This is a genomic window from Pseudomonas sp. 21LCFQ010 (assembly GCF_024129905.1).
Taxonomy (GTDB): domain Bacteria; phylum Pseudomonadota; class Gammaproteobacteria; order Pseudomonadales; family Pseudomonadaceae; genus Aquipseudomonas.
The window spans coordinates 252,183-267,046 of sequence record NZ_JAMYDZ010000003.1 but is presented as its reverse complement, the minus strand read 5'-3'; the positions used below and the strand labels follow the sequence as shown (position 1 = coordinate 267,046).

General features: G+C 61.9%; 13 protein-coding genes. 7 read left to right on the top strand and 6 right to left on the bottom strand.

Annotation, left to right across the window (positions count from 1 at the left end; genetic code table 11):
* Window positions 1-58: 58 nt before the first annotated feature.
* Window positions 59-1,030 (bottom strand): prolyl aminopeptidase, encoded by a 972-nt coding sequence (pip, locus tag NJC38_RS06290; protein WP_253112192.1) that lies wholly within the window; start codon window positions 1,028-1,030, stop codon window positions 59-61.
* A gap of 399 nt (window positions 1,031-1,429) precedes the next feature.
* Here pip and NJC38_RS06285 point away from each other — a divergent pair, with 399 nt between their 5' ends.
* The 6 genes from NJC38_RS06285 to NJC38_RS06260 all read left to right on the top strand — a co-directional run bounded on the left by NJC38_RS06285 (window position 1,430) and on the right by NJC38_RS06260 (window position 10,599).
* Window positions 1,430-3,880: a glycogen/starch/alpha-glucan phosphorylase gene (locus NJC38_RS06285; RefSeq protein ID WP_045486423.1), complete on the top strand. Its 2,451-nt coding sequence runs from the start codon at window positions 1,430-1,432 to the stop codon at window positions 3,878-3,880.
* 132 nt (window positions 3,881-4,012) lie between these two features.
* Window positions 4,013-6,829 carry a DUF2339 domain-containing protein gene (locus NJC38_RS06280; RefSeq protein ID WP_253112190.1) on the top strand — a complete coding sequence of 939 codons (2,817 nt, stop codon included), beginning with the start codon at window positions 4,013-4,015 and terminating at the stop codon, window positions 6,827-6,829.
* A gap of 28 nt (window positions 6,830-6,857) precedes the next feature.
* A complete protein-coding gene (locus NJC38_RS06275) occupies window positions 6,858-8,213 on the top strand; it encodes a DUF3999 domain-containing protein (RefSeq protein WP_045494135.1) in 1,356 nt (451 codons plus the stop codon).
* 149 nt (window positions 8,214-8,362) lie between these two features.
* Window positions 8,363-9,373, top strand: coding sequence for a class 1 fructose-bisphosphatase (locus NJC38_RS06270; protein WP_253112188.1), 1,011 nt, complete (start codon window positions 8,363-8,365; stop codon window positions 9,371-9,373).
* A gap of 392 nt (window positions 9,374-9,765) precedes the next feature.
* Complete coding sequence (gene bamE, locus NJC38_RS06265) at window positions 9,766-10,020, top strand: outer membrane protein assembly factor BamE (RefSeq protein ID WP_045486415.1); 255 nt, start codon at window positions 9,766-9,768, stop codon at window positions 10,018-10,020.
* A 3-nt stretch (window positions 10,021-10,023) separates the two neighbouring features.
* Window positions 10,024-10,599 (top strand): lipocalin family protein, encoded by a 576-nt coding sequence (locus NJC38_RS06260; RefSeq protein ID WP_253112186.1) that lies wholly within the window; start codon window positions 10,024-10,026, stop codon window positions 10,597-10,599.
* A gap of 16 nt (window positions 10,600-10,615) precedes the next feature.
* On the opposite strand, the gene trmB is transcribed toward NJC38_RS06260, so the two are convergent.
* The 4 genes from trmB to NJC38_RS06240 all read right to left on the bottom strand — a co-directional run bounded on the left by trmB (window position 10,616) and on the right by NJC38_RS06240 (window position 12,884).
* Window positions 10,616-11,263, bottom strand: a complete 648-nt coding sequence (trmB, locus tag NJC38_RS06255; protein WP_231906578.1) for a tRNA (guanosine(46)-N7)-methyltransferase TrmB — start codon at window positions 11,261-11,263, stop codon at window positions 10,616-10,618.
* Window positions 11,264-11,360: 97 nt separating this feature from the next.
* Window positions 11,361-12,155 (bottom strand): thiazole synthase, encoded by a 795-nt coding sequence (locus NJC38_RS06250; protein ID WP_253112184.1) that lies wholly within the window; start codon window positions 12,153-12,155, stop codon window positions 11,361-11,363.
* A 66-nt stretch (window positions 12,156-12,221) separates the two neighbouring features.
* Window positions 12,222-12,422, bottom strand: a complete 201-nt coding sequence (gene thiS, locus NJC38_RS06245; protein WP_045486405.1) for a sulfur carrier protein ThiS — start codon at window positions 12,420-12,422, stop codon at window positions 12,222-12,224.
* 84 nt (window positions 12,423-12,506) lie between these two features.
* Window positions 12,507-12,884 carry a DUF423 domain-containing protein gene (locus NJC38_RS06240; RefSeq protein WP_253112182.1) on the bottom strand — a complete coding sequence of 126 codons (378 nt, stop codon included), beginning with the start codon at window positions 12,882-12,884 and terminating at the stop codon, window positions 12,507-12,509.
* Window positions 12,885-12,964: 80 nt separating this feature from the next.
* Here NJC38_RS06240 and mtgA point away from each other — a divergent pair, with 80 nt between their 5' ends.
* Window positions 12,965-13,669: a monofunctional biosynthetic peptidoglycan transglycosylase gene (mtgA, locus tag NJC38_RS06235; protein ID WP_253112180.1), complete on the top strand. Its 705-nt coding sequence runs from the start codon at window positions 12,965-12,967 to the stop codon at window positions 13,667-13,669.
* A gap of 289 nt (window positions 13,670-13,958) precedes the next feature.
* Here the strand turns inward: mtgA and rpoH are convergent, their stop codons facing one another.
* Window positions 13,959-14,813 carry an RNA polymerase sigma factor RpoH gene (gene rpoH, locus NJC38_RS06230; RefSeq protein WP_045486399.1) on the bottom strand — a complete coding sequence of 285 codons (855 nt, stop codon included), beginning with the start codon at window positions 14,811-14,813 and terminating at the stop codon, window positions 13,959-13,961.
* Between the last annotated feature and the right edge of the window lie 51 nt (window positions 14,814-14,864).

Sequence of the window (14,864 nt, the reverse complement as noted above, 5' to 3'; positions counted from 1 at the left end):
GCATCCTTAACACAGAGAGAGGATGGCCGCACCGCAGACACCGGGCCGGCCAGACAGATCAGGCCTCTTCAGGCGCCAGATCCAGCAACTGCCGGGCGATCTGCGCCGCGGCCCGTACCAGTGCATCAGTGATACCCGGCTCGGCGGCGGCGTGGCCGGCCTCGCGGATGATCTGCAGTTCACTGCCCGGCCAGGCCTGATGCAGGTCCCAGGCGTTGTCCAGCGGGCAAATCACATCGTAGCGGCCATGAATGATGATCCCCGGCAGATGGGCAATCTTGTGCATGTCGCGCAGCAACTGGTTGTCGTCCAGAAACGCATTGTTGACGAAATAGTGCGACTCGATGCGGGCAATCGACAGCGCCCGCTGCGGTTCGCAGAAGCGCTCGACCACCTGCGGATTGGGCCGCAAGGTGGCGGTGCGGCCTTCCCAGCCAGACCAGGCCTTGGCCGCGTGCATCTGGGCGATCTGGTCGCTGCCGGTCAGGCGTTTGTAATAGGCGCCCAACAGGTCGTGCCGCTCTTCGGCCGGGATCGGGGCCAGGTAATCCTGCCAGTAGTCGGGGAACAGCCGGCTGGCACCGGACTGGTAAAACCACTGAATCTCCTGCGGGCGGCACAAAAATATGCCACGCAGGATCAGTGCGTGCACGCTTTCGGGGTGCGCCTGGGCATAGGCCAGGGCCAGGGTAGAGCCCCATGAGCCGCCGAACAGCACCCATTTTTCGATGCCCAGATGCAGGCGAATGCGCTCCAGGTCTTCGATCAGATGCGCGGTGGTGTTGTTTTCCAGGCTCGCGTGCGGCGTCGAGCGGCCACAGCCGCGCTGGTCAAAAGTAATGATGCGGTACAGGGTCGGGTCGAAATAACAGCGGCTTGCCGCATCGCAGCCTGCCCCCGGCCCGCCATGAATGAACACCACCGGCAGACCCTCGGGCGAACCACTTTCATCGACATAGAGCACATGCGGATCTTCCACGGCCAGATCGTGCCGGGCGTAAGGTTTGATCTGTGGGTACAAAGTCTGCATAGCGGCTCCATGTTCCGGTTCGAGGGCGTCATCAATACTGCCGAGGCCATCATAAACCCGAAACGAGTCATCAGCATGCTGCACGTTGATGATCGTCCGTTTCTGAACGCCAAGGGTGCGAACCAGAGCGCGCCGCTCCGGTCAGAGACCCCATGCGGTTTTTTATTGATTGCGATTTTTTCAGGAAATAACCGGCGACACGCCTACAGTCAAATAACTTGAGGGCGCCTCTAAAGACGTGAGCGAGACAGCCAGCGCAAGGCAAAACAGGCGAGCAAGCGGAGTTTACGGGGTGTAAATGAGCAGTGTGAGCCTGTTTTTAACGCAGCGATGGCAACGCAGGCCGTTTTTAGCGGGGCCGTTGAACCTTCACTCGTCTGATAGCTTGAGGTCGTAACGATGTCTCAGGAACCACTTGTTCGCGACGCTGAAGTGGCCGCATTCCGCGCCGCTGTTCTCGCCAAACTCACCTATGCAGTGGGCAAGGACCCTGACCATGCGTTTGAGCATGACTGGTTCGAAGCGGTAGCCCTGGCTGCCCGCGACCATATGGTCGAACACTGGATGGACCATACCCGGCAGATCTACCGCAAGGTTCAGAAGCGGGTGTATTACCTGTCGCTGGAGTTCCTGATCGGCCGCCTGCTTTACGACAGCCTGAGCAACCTGGGCCTGCTGGAGGTGGCCCGCGAGGCGCTGACCGAGCTGGGTGTGGACATCGAACGTATTCGTCTGCTCGAACCGGATGCCGCGCTGGGCAATGGCGGCCTGGGCCGTCTGGCCGCCTGCTTCATGGAGAGCATGTCGACCCTCGGCATTGCCGGGCATGGCTACGGCATCCGCTACGAACACGGCCTGTTCCGTCAGGCCGTGGTCGATGGCTGGCAACAGGAGCAGACCGAAAACTGGCTGGACTTCGGTAACCCCTGGGAGTTCGAGCGCCCTGAAGTGGTCTACCCTGTCGGCTTCGGCGGCTACGTCGAAACCGTACCGGGCGAGGATGGTGAAACCCATCAGGTCTGGCGGCCGGGTGAAACCGTGCGGGCGATTGCCTACGACACCCCGGTGGTCGGCTGGCGCGGCGCCAGCGTCAATACCTTGCGCCTGTGGCGGGCCCGGGCCATGGAAGACCTGCACCTGGAGCGCTTCAATGCCGGCGATCACTTTGGCGCGGTAGCCGAGGTGGTGCGTGCCGAGAGTATTTCCCGCGTGCTGTACCCGAACGATGCCACTGAAGCGGGCCAGGAATTGCGCCTGCGTCAGGAGTACTTCTTCGTTTCGGCGTCGCTGCAAGACCTGCTGCGCCGCCACCTGAACATGCACGCCACGCTGACCGACCTGGCCGATCATGCGTCGATCCAGATGAACGACACCCACCCGTCCATCGCGGTGGCCGAGCTGATGCGCCAGTTGATCGACACCCACGGCATCGCCTGGGACCAGGCCTGGAAGATCACCGTCAACACCCTGTCCTACACCAACCACACCTTGCTGCCTGAAGCACTGGAAACCTGGTCAGTAGGCCTGATGGAACGCATGCTGCCGCGCCACATGCAGATCATCTACCTGATCAACGCCCAGCACATCGACGACCTGCGCGCCAAGGGCATTCATGATTTCGACGTGCTGCGCGCCGTCTCGCTGATCGAAGAAGACAACGGCCGCCGGGTGCGCATGGGCAACCTGGCGTTCCTCGGTTCGCACAGCATCAACGGCGTTTCGGCGTTGCACACCCAATTGATGCGCAAGACCGTGTTCGCTGACTTGCACAAGCTGTACCCCGAGCGCATCAACAACAAAACCAACGGCATCACCTTCCGCCGCTGGCTGTTCCAGTCCAACCCACGCCTGACCCGGATTCTGGTCGAGACCCTGGGCGAGGACGTGCTGGACAACGCTGAAACCCGGCTGATCGACCTTGAGCCGTTTGCCGAGAAAAGCTCGCTGCGCAAGCAGTTCGCTGACCAGCGGCTGCATAACAAACGCGCCCTGGCGGCGATCATCCAGGATCGGCTGGGCATTGCCGTCAACCCGGCGGCGATGTTCGACGTTCAGGTCAAACGGATCCACGAGTACAAGCGCCAATTGCTCAACCTGTTCCACACCGTGGCGCTGTACCAGGCAATCCGCGCCGAACCCGGCACTGACTGGGTACCGCGGGTAAAGATCTTCGCCGGCAAGGCAGCGGCCAGCTATCACTCGGCCAAGCTGATCATCAAGCTGACCAACGACATCGCCCGTACGGTGAACAACGACCCGACCGTGCGCGGTCTGCTCAAGGTGGTGTTCCTGCCCAACTACAACGTCAGCCTGGCCGAAAGCATCATCCCGGCGGCCGACCTGTCGGAGCAAATCTCCACCGCCGGCCTGGAAGCTTCGGGCACCAGCAACATGAAATTCGGCCTCAACGGCGCACTGACCATCGGCACCCTGGACGGCGCCAACGTGGAGATGAGCGAACAGGTCGGTCTGGAGCACATGTTCATCTTCGGCATGAGTTCGCAGCAGGTTGAATCTCGCAAGCGCAGCGGCGACTTCAGTGCCCATCCTGACGTGACAGCCTCGCCACGCCTGGGTGACGTGCTGCAAGCGATTCGCGGCGGAGTCTTCTCACCCGATGACCCGAACCGCTACGTCGGCCTGGTCGATCAACTGCTGGCCTATGACCGCTTCCTGGTCTGCGCCGACTTCGACTCTTACTGGAATGCCCAGCTCAAGGTCGAAGAAACCTGGCACGACTCGAAGAAGTGGTGGCGCTCGGCGGTGCTCAACACCGCGCGCATGGGCTGGTTCTCTTCGGACCGGACCATTCGTGAATACGCCACCGAGATCTGGAAGGCACTGGACTGACCGTTTGCCGTGGGGGCGCCCGCCCCCACGGCCACTTGCAGCGCCCCCGAAATTTTTCCTTTCTTGATGTGTCCAACCGGCCAATATACTTACCCTTGTTGCTATTAAACCGGCCGAAAAGGATGTCATCACGTGCCATGGTTCGTTCTGGTCTTCGGCGCAGCGGCGCTGGGCTACTTCCTCAGTTATCCAGACTCTGAAGCCGGCACGGCCTTCGGTGCACTGCTTGGCTGGCTGGTCTGGCAAGGTTTGCGCTTGCGTGAACTGGGCCGGCAGACCGATGCCCAGGCCCAGCAGCTCAATACGGTGCAAAAGGACCTGCAAACGCTGCAGCAGCGGCTGGAGCAGACCGCGCCTGCCGGCCTTAGCGGCCAGGCTGCTGCCGCCTCTGTTCCGAGCCCGCCGCCACAAGCCGAACTCCATCCAGAACCCGAACTGGTCTGGGAGCTGCCGCCCATGGCGGCGCAAACCACCCCGCAAGCCGATGCCTGGCAGCCTGGCCAGCATGCTCCAAACCTGTTCGAACGGGCTTTGGGCGCAGCGCGCGACTGGCTGCTTGGCGGCAATACCGTGTTGCGGGTCGGGGTGGTGCTGTTGTTTCTTGGCCTGGCGTTTCTGTTGCGCTATGCCACCGAAGGCATGGTGGTGCCGATCGAGGCGCGCTATGCCGGGGTCGCGGCCAGCGCCCTGGCCTTGCTGGGCCTGGGCTGGTGGCTGCGCGGCCGCAATCCGGGATTTGCCCTGATGCTGCAAGGCACCGGGGTCGCCGTGTTGTACCTGACGGTGTTCGCGGCAATGAAACTGCATCCGCTGCTGGACCCGACCCTGGGGTTCGCCCTGCTGGTAATCATCATGGCCTGCTCGGCGATTCTGGCGGTGGCCCAGGACTCGCTGGCGCTGGCCTGCGCCGCAACCCTCGGCGGTTTTGCCGCGCCCTTGCTGGCATCGACCGGGCAAGGCAGCCATGTGGCGCTGTTCAGTTACTTTGCCCTGCTCAATACCGGTATTTTTGCCATTGCCTGGTTCAAGGCCTGGCGACTGCTGAACCTGATCGGCTTCGTCGGCACCTTCGGCATCGGATTTGCCTGGGGGCTCAACACATACACCCCTGCCCTGTTCTGGAGCACCGAGCCGTTCCTGGTGCTGTTCTTCTTCATGTACCTGGCCATCGGCTTGCTATTTGCCCGACGCAAGCTGCTGCAAGCGCCGCAGCCAACTGCGCATGACAGCCCCGCAGCACAGCTGCGCTGGGCTGCCCGGCAAAGTGACTACGTCGATGGCAGCCTGCTGTTCGGCACACCGCTGGTCGGCTTTGGCCTGCAATACGCAATCGTTGAACACCTGCAGTTCGGCGCAGCCTTCAGCGCGCTGGTGCTGGGTCTGGTGTACATGGGCATCGCCCGCCTGCTGGCCAGTCGCGCCACCGGGCAAACCCGGTTGTTGCTGGAAGCCTGCCTGGCCCTGGGCGTGGTGTTTGCCACGCTGGCGATCCCGCTGGGCCTGGATGCGCAATGGACGACCGCCGCCTGGGCGATCGAAGGCGCGGCAGTATTCTGGCTGGGCCTGCGCCAGCAGCGGTTGCTGGCCCGCGGCTTTGGTTTGTTGCTGCAACTGGCCGCCGGCCTGGTGTTCAGCGCCCAACTCAATGACAGCTACCTGCTGCAAGCGGCGGCCAGCCTGGATTTCTGGACCCCGATGCTGCTCGCCCTGGCCGGTTTGAGCAGTGCCTGGTGCGCCTGGCATCTGCGCACTGCGTTGCGGATCGACCCGCTGACCCTGGGCATTGTATTGCTGGTCTGGAGCGGCGCCTGGTGGGCGTGCTCACTGGGCACGGCGGTACTGCGTTTTGCCCCTCAGGCCTGGCAACTGACCTGGCTGCTGCTGGCCGCAGCCGTCAGCGTGCTGCTCTGGACGCTAGTGTCTGCCCGTCTGCGCTGGCCGGGGCTGGCCTTGCTGTGCTGCGCCTTGATGCCGGTCAGCGCCTTGCTGCTGCTCGGCGCGCTGGCCAATGACTACCATCCGGCCGCCCATGGTGGCTGGTTCGCCTGGCTCGCGGTCATTGCCGTGCACCTGCTGAGCCTGCGTCGTCTGGCCGAGCAGTTGCCCGGCTGGGTACAGGATGGCGCCCATGCCTTGGGCTGTTGGGTGATATTGGGCGTATTGGCCATGGAACTGCGCTACCTGCTGCTGCAACTGGCCGAGCAACTCAATGCCTGGCGTTGGCTGGGCTGGGCGCTGTTGCCGAGCCTGTATCTCTGGGCCATGGCGGCGCAGCGCAACTGGCCGTGGCCGGTGGCCGAGCGGCCGCGCGCCTACCGTCAATGGGCTACCGCGCCATTGGCAGCGCTGATGCTGCTGTGGTTCTGGCTGGCCAATGCGCTCAGTGATGGCAGCGCCGCCCCCCTGCCATACATGCCGCTACTCAACCCGCTGGAGATCGGTCTGTTACTGGCCTGCGGCGGCATCGTGCTGTGGCTGCACAGACACCTGCCAGCGTTTGGCATCGCCCCGGCCAGGGCGAGCCAATTGGCAGCACTGGTCGCTGGCAGCTCGTTATTCGCCCTGCTCACGGCGATGGTGATGCGCACCGGCCACCACTGGAGCGATGTGGCCTGGGATAGCGCTGCCTTGCTGGACTCCATGCGCGTGCAGGCAGGCCTGTCGATCGTCTGGACCCTGATGGCCCTGGCCTTGATGATCGGCGGACACCTCAAGGCACGCCGCGAGGTATGGCTGGCCGGCGCAGCGCTGATTGGCCTGGTGGTGATCAAGCTATTCTTTGTCGAACTGAGCGATCGCGGCTCGCTGGAGCGGATTGTTTCGTTCATAGGTGTTGGCATATTGCTATTGGTAGTGGGATATTTCGCACCACTACCGCCGAAATCTCCTGTCATAAAAATCGGCGACGAGCCCGGGCATCCCCCCCTGCAAGACCCGGCAAAACCGTGAGGAACACTGCTTGAGCCGTCCGCTGATGATGAAAATCGCCGCACTGGGCATGGTCTGGTGCGCGGCGATCAACGCCCACGCCCAGGACAAACTGGCCGATTTCGCCAGCCAGACGCCGCTGACCGTCAGCGGCGAAGGCCCGTGGTACAAGCTGCAATTGCCACTGGCCGTACAGCTCAATGCCCGTCAGGCCAATCTGGGCGATCTGCGGGTATTCAACGCTCAAGGCCAGGCCATGGCCTATGCCTTCACTCGCGACGCTGCGGTTATCGAAACTGAAGCAGAGCCGATTGCAGTGAAATGGTTTCCGCTGTACAGCACCGCAGAAGCCAGCGACAGCGCACCGGGGATTCGCATCGAACGCTCCAGCACCGGCGCCCTGATCGAAGTCCAGCCGCTGGGCGCTATTGAAGCGGGCGAAGAGGTGCTGCGTGGCTGGTTGCTCGATACCAGCACCGTCCAGGCACCGCTGGAGCAGTTGATCATTGACTGGAGTACCGAGCGCGAAGGTTTTCAGCAATTCAGCATTGAGGCCAGTGACGACCTGCAAAGCTGGCAGCCGTGGGGCGAAGGCCGGGTGGCACGCCTGTCGTTTGCAGATGAGGTGGTCGAGCAACGCGAGGTCGGCTTGCCCGGCCTGAATGCCCGCTATTTGCGCCTGCTCTGGTCATCGGCCCAGAACGCCCCGACCCTGACCGCTGCCCATGTGGTCAGCGCCCGCCCGGAAAGCCCGGCACTGCCGCTGAGCTGGTCGCCACCGGTTGGCGGCAGCCTGGCCCAGCCGGGCCAATACCTCTGGCAATTACCGGTCAGCCTGCCGTTGCAGCGGGTCAGCATCGACATCGAGCAGCCCAACAGCCTGGCGCCGGGGACCTTGTACGGCCGCCTGGATGCCAGCCAGCCTTGGCAACTGCTCGGCAGCAGCCTGCTGTATCGCCTGACCCAGAACGGCCAGGACGTCGTGCAAAACGAAATCCAGCTCGACGGCCAGACGGTGCGGCAACTGAAACTGGACGTGGACGAGCGCGGCGGTGGCCTGGGTGATCAGGTGCCGAAACTGCGCTTTGCAATGCAGGCGACCCAAGTGGTGTTTCTGGCCCGCGACAAAGGCCCGTTCACCCTGGCCATCGGCAACCCGACCGCCACCGCGGCCAACCTGCCGCTGACCACACTGATTCCCGAGCTCAACCCGCAGACCCTGGCCACTCTGGGCAAGGCCGCGCCGGTGGCCGCCAAGGTGCCCGACCTGAGCGCACCGCTGCCGGTAGCAGCGCCCGGCCCTGACTACAAACGTCTGGGCCTGTGGGGCGTTCTGCTGCTCGGTGCGCTCATCCTCGCCTGGATGGCCTGGAGCACGCTGCGCGCCATGCGCTCCAGACCCTGATATGCGGCGCCTCTGGCAGCCGTTTTTGCGGCTACGCTTTGCCCACACATGAACCAGCCCCTGCAGATCCGGTCTGACAGGGCAGTATTACCTTGCGACTCGCGCTAAACTGCGCGGGTTTTTTACTCCCCCCTGTTTCGGAGCTATCCATGTCCCGCGTTACCCTGAGTCGCTATCTGATTGAGCAGACCCGCAGCAACAACACTCCTGCCGATCTGCGTTTCCTGATCGAAGTGGTGGCGCGTGCGTGCAAAGAGATCAGCCACGCGGTGTCCAAAGGCGCCCTGGGCGGCGTGCTGGGCAGTGAAGGCACCGAAAACGTGCAAGGCGAGGTCCAGAAGAAGCTCGACGTGATCTCCAACGAGATCCTGCTTGAAGCCAACGAGTGGGGCGGTCACCTGGCCGGCATGGCCTCCGAAGAAATGGACAACGCCTACCAGATCCCCGGCAAATACCCCAAAGGCGCCTACCTGCTGGTTTTCGACCCGCTGGACGGCTCGTCGAACATCGACATCAATGCCCCGGTCGGCACCATTTTCTCGGTTCTGCGCTGCCCTAACGAGTACCTGAGCCAGAACGAAGCGCTGAACGAAAAAGCCTTCCTGCAGCCAGGTTCGCAGCAGGTTGCCGCCGGTTACGCGATCTACGGCCCACAGACCATGCTGGTCCTGACCTTGGGCGACGGCGTCAAGGGCTTCACGCTGGACCGCGAGATGGGCAGCTTCGTGCTGACTCACGAAGACATCAGCATCCCTGAGTCCACCCAGGAATTTGCCATCAACATGTCCAACCAGCGCCACTGGGAAGCCCCGGTAAAACGCTACGTGGACGAGCTGCTGGCTGGCGAAGAAGGCCCACTGCAAAAGAACTACAACATGCGCTGGGTCGCGGCGATGGTCGCCGATGTACACCGCATCCTGACCCGTGGCGGCCTGTTCATGTACCCGCGTGATTCGCGCGAGCCATCCAAGCCCGGCAAATTGCGCCTGATGTACGAAGCCAACCCGATGTCGTTCCTCATTGAGCAGGCCGGCGGCGCTTCGACCAACGGCAAGCAACGGATCCTCGACATTCAGCCCGAAGGCCTGCACGAGCGCGTTGCGGTATTCCTCGGCTCCAAAGAGGAAGTCGCTCGCGTTACCGGTTACCACCAGGAATAACGCTTGCTGCACCAACACCGAAACACACCTGTGTCTCGGTGTTGGTGGCTAAAGCCAATACTGTTCGGATAAGCACCGCATACTCGGTGGGAGTCGGCTTGCCGACGAATAGGCCAGCACATTCGCAGCAAATGCTGTGCTCTTACCGGCCCTTTCGCGACCAAGGTCGCTCCCACAAAGGCAGATAGCGCTTATCCCAATAGTATTGTGGCTAAAGCGGATCGCTGCCCGGCCCCTCCTACGGGGTTCTGTGTACCCTTCTGTCATTTCCAAATGTAAACCCACGTCACAAATCGTTTCATCAGTCGGGAACCTGAGAGCATTTCGCTCATCAAAGTTCGTGGCACGGTATCGCTCGAATACCGGCCCACATCTTTCAGGAGCTCTCGTTCATGCCTCTGCGTTACATTGCCTTGCTGGCATCGCTGGTCTTTCTTGGCGCGTGCAACAAGATCAATCAGGAAAACTACTCGAAACTGTCGTCAGGCATGCAAAAAGCCCAGGTCGAAGACCTGCTTGGCAAGCCGACCGAATGCTCTGGCGCACTGGGCATGTCCAGCTGCACCTGGGGTAACGAGAAAACCTTTATCAGCGTGCAGTACGCCGGTGACAAGGTGCTGATGTTCTCTGGCCAGGGCCTGAATTGAGTTATGGCGATCCGACTGCTGCGCTTTGCCCTCGTCGTTCTGGCCGGTTTTCTGGCCATTGGCTTTGCCCACTCGGCAGAGAACCTGGACCCTAAAACGGCCGGCAATATCGACCTTAAACGCTACCAGGGCACCTGGTATGAACTGGCGCGCCTGCCCATGCACTTTCAGCGTGACTGCGCCCGCTCAGAGGCACGCTATCTGCTCAAGGATGACGGCAACGTCGCGGTCACCAATCGCTGCCAGAACCATGACGGCGAATGGCAAGAAGCCAAAGGCACGGCTTCGCCGCAGGTTGAAGGCAAGACCGACAAGCTGTGGGTGGTATTCGATAATTGGCTCTCGCGCCTGCTGCCATGGGTTGGCAAGGGCGATTACTGGGTCCTGTACGTCGACGACCACTACAAGACCGCAGTGGTCGGCAACCCCAATCGCAAGTACCTGTGGTTGCTGTCTCGCACGCCCAACGTACCGGAATGGGTCAAACAGGAAATGCTCGGCAAGGCTCGCCAGCAAGGCTACGACACCAGCCGGCTGATCTGGCGCGAGGCGGACCTGAAGGCCGCCCGCAACCAGTAAGACGGATCGAGCAGCTTCAGGCGATCTTTTCGAACTTCAGATCCCACACACCGTGGCCAAGGCGCTCACCGCGACGCTCGAACTTGGTGATCGGGCGCTCTTCAGGGCGCGGTACATACTGGCCATCGGCAGCCTGGTTACGATAACCCGGCGCCACACTCATCACCTCAAGCATGTACTCGGCATACGGTTCCCAGTCGGTGGCCATATGGAACACACCACCTGGCTTGAGCTTGCTGCGCACCAGCTCAGCAAACTCGGGCTGCACGATACGCCGCTTGTGATGGCGGCTCTTGTGCCAGGGGTCCGGGAAAAACAGCATCAGCCGATCAAGGCTGTTATCGGCCACGCAGCGGTTGAGCACTTCGATCGCATCGCAATCGTAGACCCGCACGTTACTCAACCCCTGGGTCAGCACACCGTTGAGCAGCGCACCCACACCCGGTGAATGCACCTCGACACCAATGAAGTCATGCTCTGGCGCGGCAGCGGCCATCTCCAGCAGCGAATGACCCATGCCAAAACCGATCTCCAGCGTGCGCGGCGCAGCGCGACCGAACACCTGGTCGAAGTCCACCGGCGCATCGCTCAGTTGCAGACCGAATTGAGGCAAGCCCTGGTCCAGGCCGCGCTGCTGGCCTTCGGTCATGCGCCCGGCGCGCATCACGAAGCTTTTGATACGGCGGTGCGGACGCGCATCAGCGGCTTCGTCAGCAGGCGACTCTGGATGTGGAACGTGTGGATCAGTCATCAACGGGCTCTTACTTGATCAGGCCATCCAGCGGCGAAGACGCGCTGGCGTAGAGTTTGCGGGGCATGCGGCCGGCCAGATAGGCCAGGCGGCCAGCGATCACCGCGTGTTTCATGGCTTCAGCCATCTGCACCGGATGCTGGGCGTGAGCGATAGCCGAGTTCATCAGTACCGCTTCGCACCCCAGCTCCATGGCGATGGTGGCATCCGAAGCCGTACCGACACCGGCATCGACCAGCACCGGTACTTTGGTTTCTTCCAGGATGATCTGCAGGTTGTACGGGTTGCAGATCCCCAGGCCACTGCCGATCAGCCCGGCCAGCGGCATGATCGCAATACAGCCGATTTCCGCCAGCTGACGGGCGACGATAGGGTCATCGCTGGTGTAGACCATGACGTCAAAGCCATCCTTGACCAGCACTTCGGCGGCCTTGAGGGTCTCGATGACATTGGGAAACAGGGTCTTCTGGTCGGCCAGCACTTCAAGCTTGACCAGGTTGCGCCCGTCGAGCAGCTCACGGGCCAGGCGGCAAGTGCGCACCGCTTCGGCGGCATCGAAGCAGCCGGCGGTATTGGGCAAAATGGTGTAGCGATCCGGCGGCAGCACGTCGAGCAGGTTTGGCTCACCCGGGTTCTGGCCCAGATTGGTGCGGCGCACGGCAACCGTGACGATCTCGGCACCCGAAGCCTCGATGGCCTCGCGGGTCTGGTTCATATCCACGTACTTGCCGGTGCCGACCAACAGGCGCGACTCGAAAGTGCGACCCGCCAGGACGAACGGCTTGTCGCTGCGAATATTGCTCATCGTGATTCCTCTAGAGATACGTTTTGACCGTTACTCAGACGCTCTGAGAACGTAACGGCATCTGACTCAGCCGCCGCCGATGGCATGAACCACTTCAACCTGATCGCCTTCGCGCAGGGCAGTGGTGTCATGCTGGCTACGCGGCACGATGTCCAGGTTCAATTCAACAGCGACGCGCCGCCCGGCAAGGTCCAGACGGGCCAGCAATGCGGCGACGGTCTCGCCGTCAGGCAATTCAAAGGTTTCACCGTTCAACTGAATGTGCATGCGCGACAGCAGCCATCATTGTTAGGGGGCCAGCATTCTAGCCCGGCCAGCCGGTCTGACCAAGCTGCAGCCGCACCATTCGTCTCAGGCGCTGCCCACCCGCCAGGCCAGCACCCCGAGGATCGACCAGCCGAACAGGAAGCACAAGCCGCCGAAGGGGGTGATGATACCCAGCTTGCCGATACTGCTCAGGGTCAACAGATACAGGCTGCCGGAGAACAGCACGATGCCGGCGGCGAAGGAGTAGCCGGCCCAGTTCACCAGACGGCCCGGCATATGCATCGCCAACAGAGCGACCCCGAACAGCGCCAGAGCATGGACCAACTGATACAGCACCCCAGTCTGGAAAATCGCCAGATACTCGGCACTCAGGCGCCCCTTGAGGCCGTGCGCGGCAAACGCGCCAAGCGCTACACCGGTGAAGCCGAAAAACGCCGCCATCATCAAAAAACCACGAAACATCTGCAGCTCCAGGCAAAAATCGTTCAATCATCTGTGGTCTGTATAATGGCCCGCTCAATCGGTTCGGCCAAGCGATCTCTATGCTGCGTATCCTTTTCCGTCGTCTAGCAAAAGCGCTGCTGTGGTTTGCTGCAGGCAGCTTCGTGCTGGTACTCGTACTGCGCTGGGTGCCGCCACCGGCTACGGCATTGATGGTCGAGCGCAAGATTGAATCATGGATTGATGGCGAGCCCATTGATCTGCAGCGCGATTGGGTGGCCTGGGAGCAAATCGCCTCGCCCCTGAAAGTCGCAGTGGTCGCCGGTGAAGACCAGAAGTTCGCTGAACACTGGGGCTTTGACGTGGCAGCCATACAGGCGGCAATTGCCCATAACGAACGCGGCGGCTCGCTTCGCGGCGCCAGTACCCTCTCCCAGCAAGTGGCCAAGAACCTGTTTCTGTGGTCGGGTCGCAGCTACCTGCGCAAAGGGCTGGAGGCCTGGTTCACCGCATTGATCGAGTTGCTGTGGTCCAAACAGCGCATTCTTGAGGTGTATCTGAACAGCGTGGAATGGGACGATGGCGTGTTCGGCGCCCAAGCGGCTGCCCGGCATCACTTCAACACCACCGCCGCGAACCTGAGCACCCAGCAGGCCAGCTACCTGGCCGCAGTGCTGCCCAACCCGCGCCGCTGGAGCGCCAGCAGCCCCGGCAGCTACATTGCACGCCGCGCCGGCTGGATTCGCCAGCAGATGCGCCAGCTGGGCGGCGACAGCTACCTGACAGCGCTGGAGGGAAAACCATAACGGCCGGGCGGCGAACACGGAGCGCCGCAGGAGCAGCTTTAGCTGCGAAGCCTTTCGCGGCTAGAGCCACATTCACTTAGGTACTGTATGCCCTCGGTGGGAGCGACCTTGGTCTGGGCGGCATTCCGACGAAGAGGCCAGTAAAGTCACAGCATCTGTTGCGAATGTGCCGACGCTTTCGCCAGCAAGCAAGCTCCCAACGGGATTCGGGCCTTCAAACACATGGTATGGGCCTTGGCCCTAAACAAAAACGCCCCGACAAGTCGGGGCGTTTTGCACATCGCTCAGATCAGGCCGCTATGGACGTCTTGAGCTTGTTCATCGCGTTCTTTTCCAGCTGGCGAATACGCTCGGCAGAGACGTTGTATTTCTCGGCCAGGTCATGCAGCGTGGCCTTTTCTTCGGCCAGCCAGCGCTGGTAGAGGATGTCCCGGCTGCGCTCGTCGAGCACTTCCAGCGCCTGATGCAGGTTGGCGGTCGAGTTGTCGCTCCAGTCGGCGTCTTCCAACTGGCGAGCCGGGTCGTAACGGTGGTCTTCGAGGTAGTTGGCCGGCGACTGGAACGCGCTGTCGTCGTCAGCCTCGGAGGCCGGGTCGAAGGCCATGTCCTGGCCGCTCAGACGGCTTTCCATCTCGCGCACTTCACGCGGCTCGACACCCAGGCTCTCGGCCACACGATGCACTTCGTCGTTGTTCAGCCAGGCCAGACGCTTTTTCTGGCTGCGCAGGTTGAAGAACAGCTTGCGCTGCGCCTTGGTGGTCGCCACTTTGACGATCCGCCAGTTGCGCAGGATGAACTCGTGAATTTCAGCCTTGATCCAGTGCACGGCGAACGACACCAGACGCACGCCCATTTCCGGGTTGAAGCGTTTTACTGCCTTCATCAAGCCGACGTTGCCTTCCTGGATCAGGTCGGACTGGGCCAGACCATAACCGGAATAGCTGCGCGCGATATGCACCACGAAGCGCAGGTGCGCCAGAACCATCTGGCGGGCGGATTCCAGATTTTGCTCGTAGTAGAGACTGTCTGCCAGTTCGCGCTCCTGCTCGGGCGTCAGCATCGGGATGCTGTTGACCGCATGCACGTAGGCCTCCAGGTTGGCACCCGGGACCAGAGCATAGGCAGGTTGCAAGGAATTGGTCATACGAAAGAAACCTCCGACTCACATGACTCGTGCAGTTCAGCACTGCGAAAT

Bases quoted from the DNA above. Each gene is read 5' to 3' on its own strand.
- bamE (WP_045486415.1), top strand. From the start codon at position 9,766: ATGCCTCTGCGTTACATTGCCTTGCTGGCATCGCTGGTCTTTCTTGGC.
- trmB (WP_231906578.1), bottom strand. From the start codon at position 11,263: ATGCGCGCCGGGCGCATGACCGAAGGCCAGCAGCGCGGCCTGGACCAG.
- NJC38_RS06275 (WP_045494135.1), top strand. From the start codon at position 6,858: ATGAAAATCGCCGCACTGGGCATGGTCTGGTGCGCGGCGATCAACGCC.
- mtgA (WP_253112180.1), top strand. From the start codon at position 12,965: ATGCTGCGTATCCTTTTCCGTCGTCTAGCAAAAGCGCTGCTGTGGTTT.
- pip (WP_253112192.1), bottom strand. From the start codon at position 1,030: ATGCAGACTTTGTACCCACAGATCAAACCTTACGCCCGGCACGATCTG.
- NJC38_RS06285 (WP_045486423.1), top strand. From the start codon at position 1,430: ATGTCTCAGGAACCACTTGTTCGCGACGCTGAAGTGGCCGCATTCCGC.
- thiS (WP_045486405.1), bottom strand. From the start codon at position 12,422: ATGCACATTCAGTTGAACGGTGAAACCTTTGAATTGCCTGACGGCGAG.
- NJC38_RS06260 (WP_253112186.1), top strand. From the start codon at position 10,024: ATGGCGATCCGACTGCTGCGCTTTGCCCTCGTCGTTCTGGCCGGTTTT.
- NJC38_RS06270 (WP_253112188.1), top strand. From the start codon at position 8,363: ATGTCCCGCGTTACCCTGAGTCGCTATCTGATTGAGCAGACCCGCAGC.
- NJC38_RS06250 (WP_253112184.1), bottom strand. From the start codon at position 12,155: ATGAGCAATATTCGCAGCGACAAGCCGTTCGTCCTGGCGGGTCGCACT.
- rpoH (WP_045486399.1), bottom strand. From the start codon at position 14,813: ATGACCAATTCCTTGCAACCTGCCTATGCTCTGGTCCCGGGTGCCAAC.
- NJC38_RS06240 (WP_253112182.1), bottom strand. From the start codon at position 12,884: ATGTTTCGTGGTTTTTTGATGATGGCGGCGTTTTTCGGCTTCACCGGT.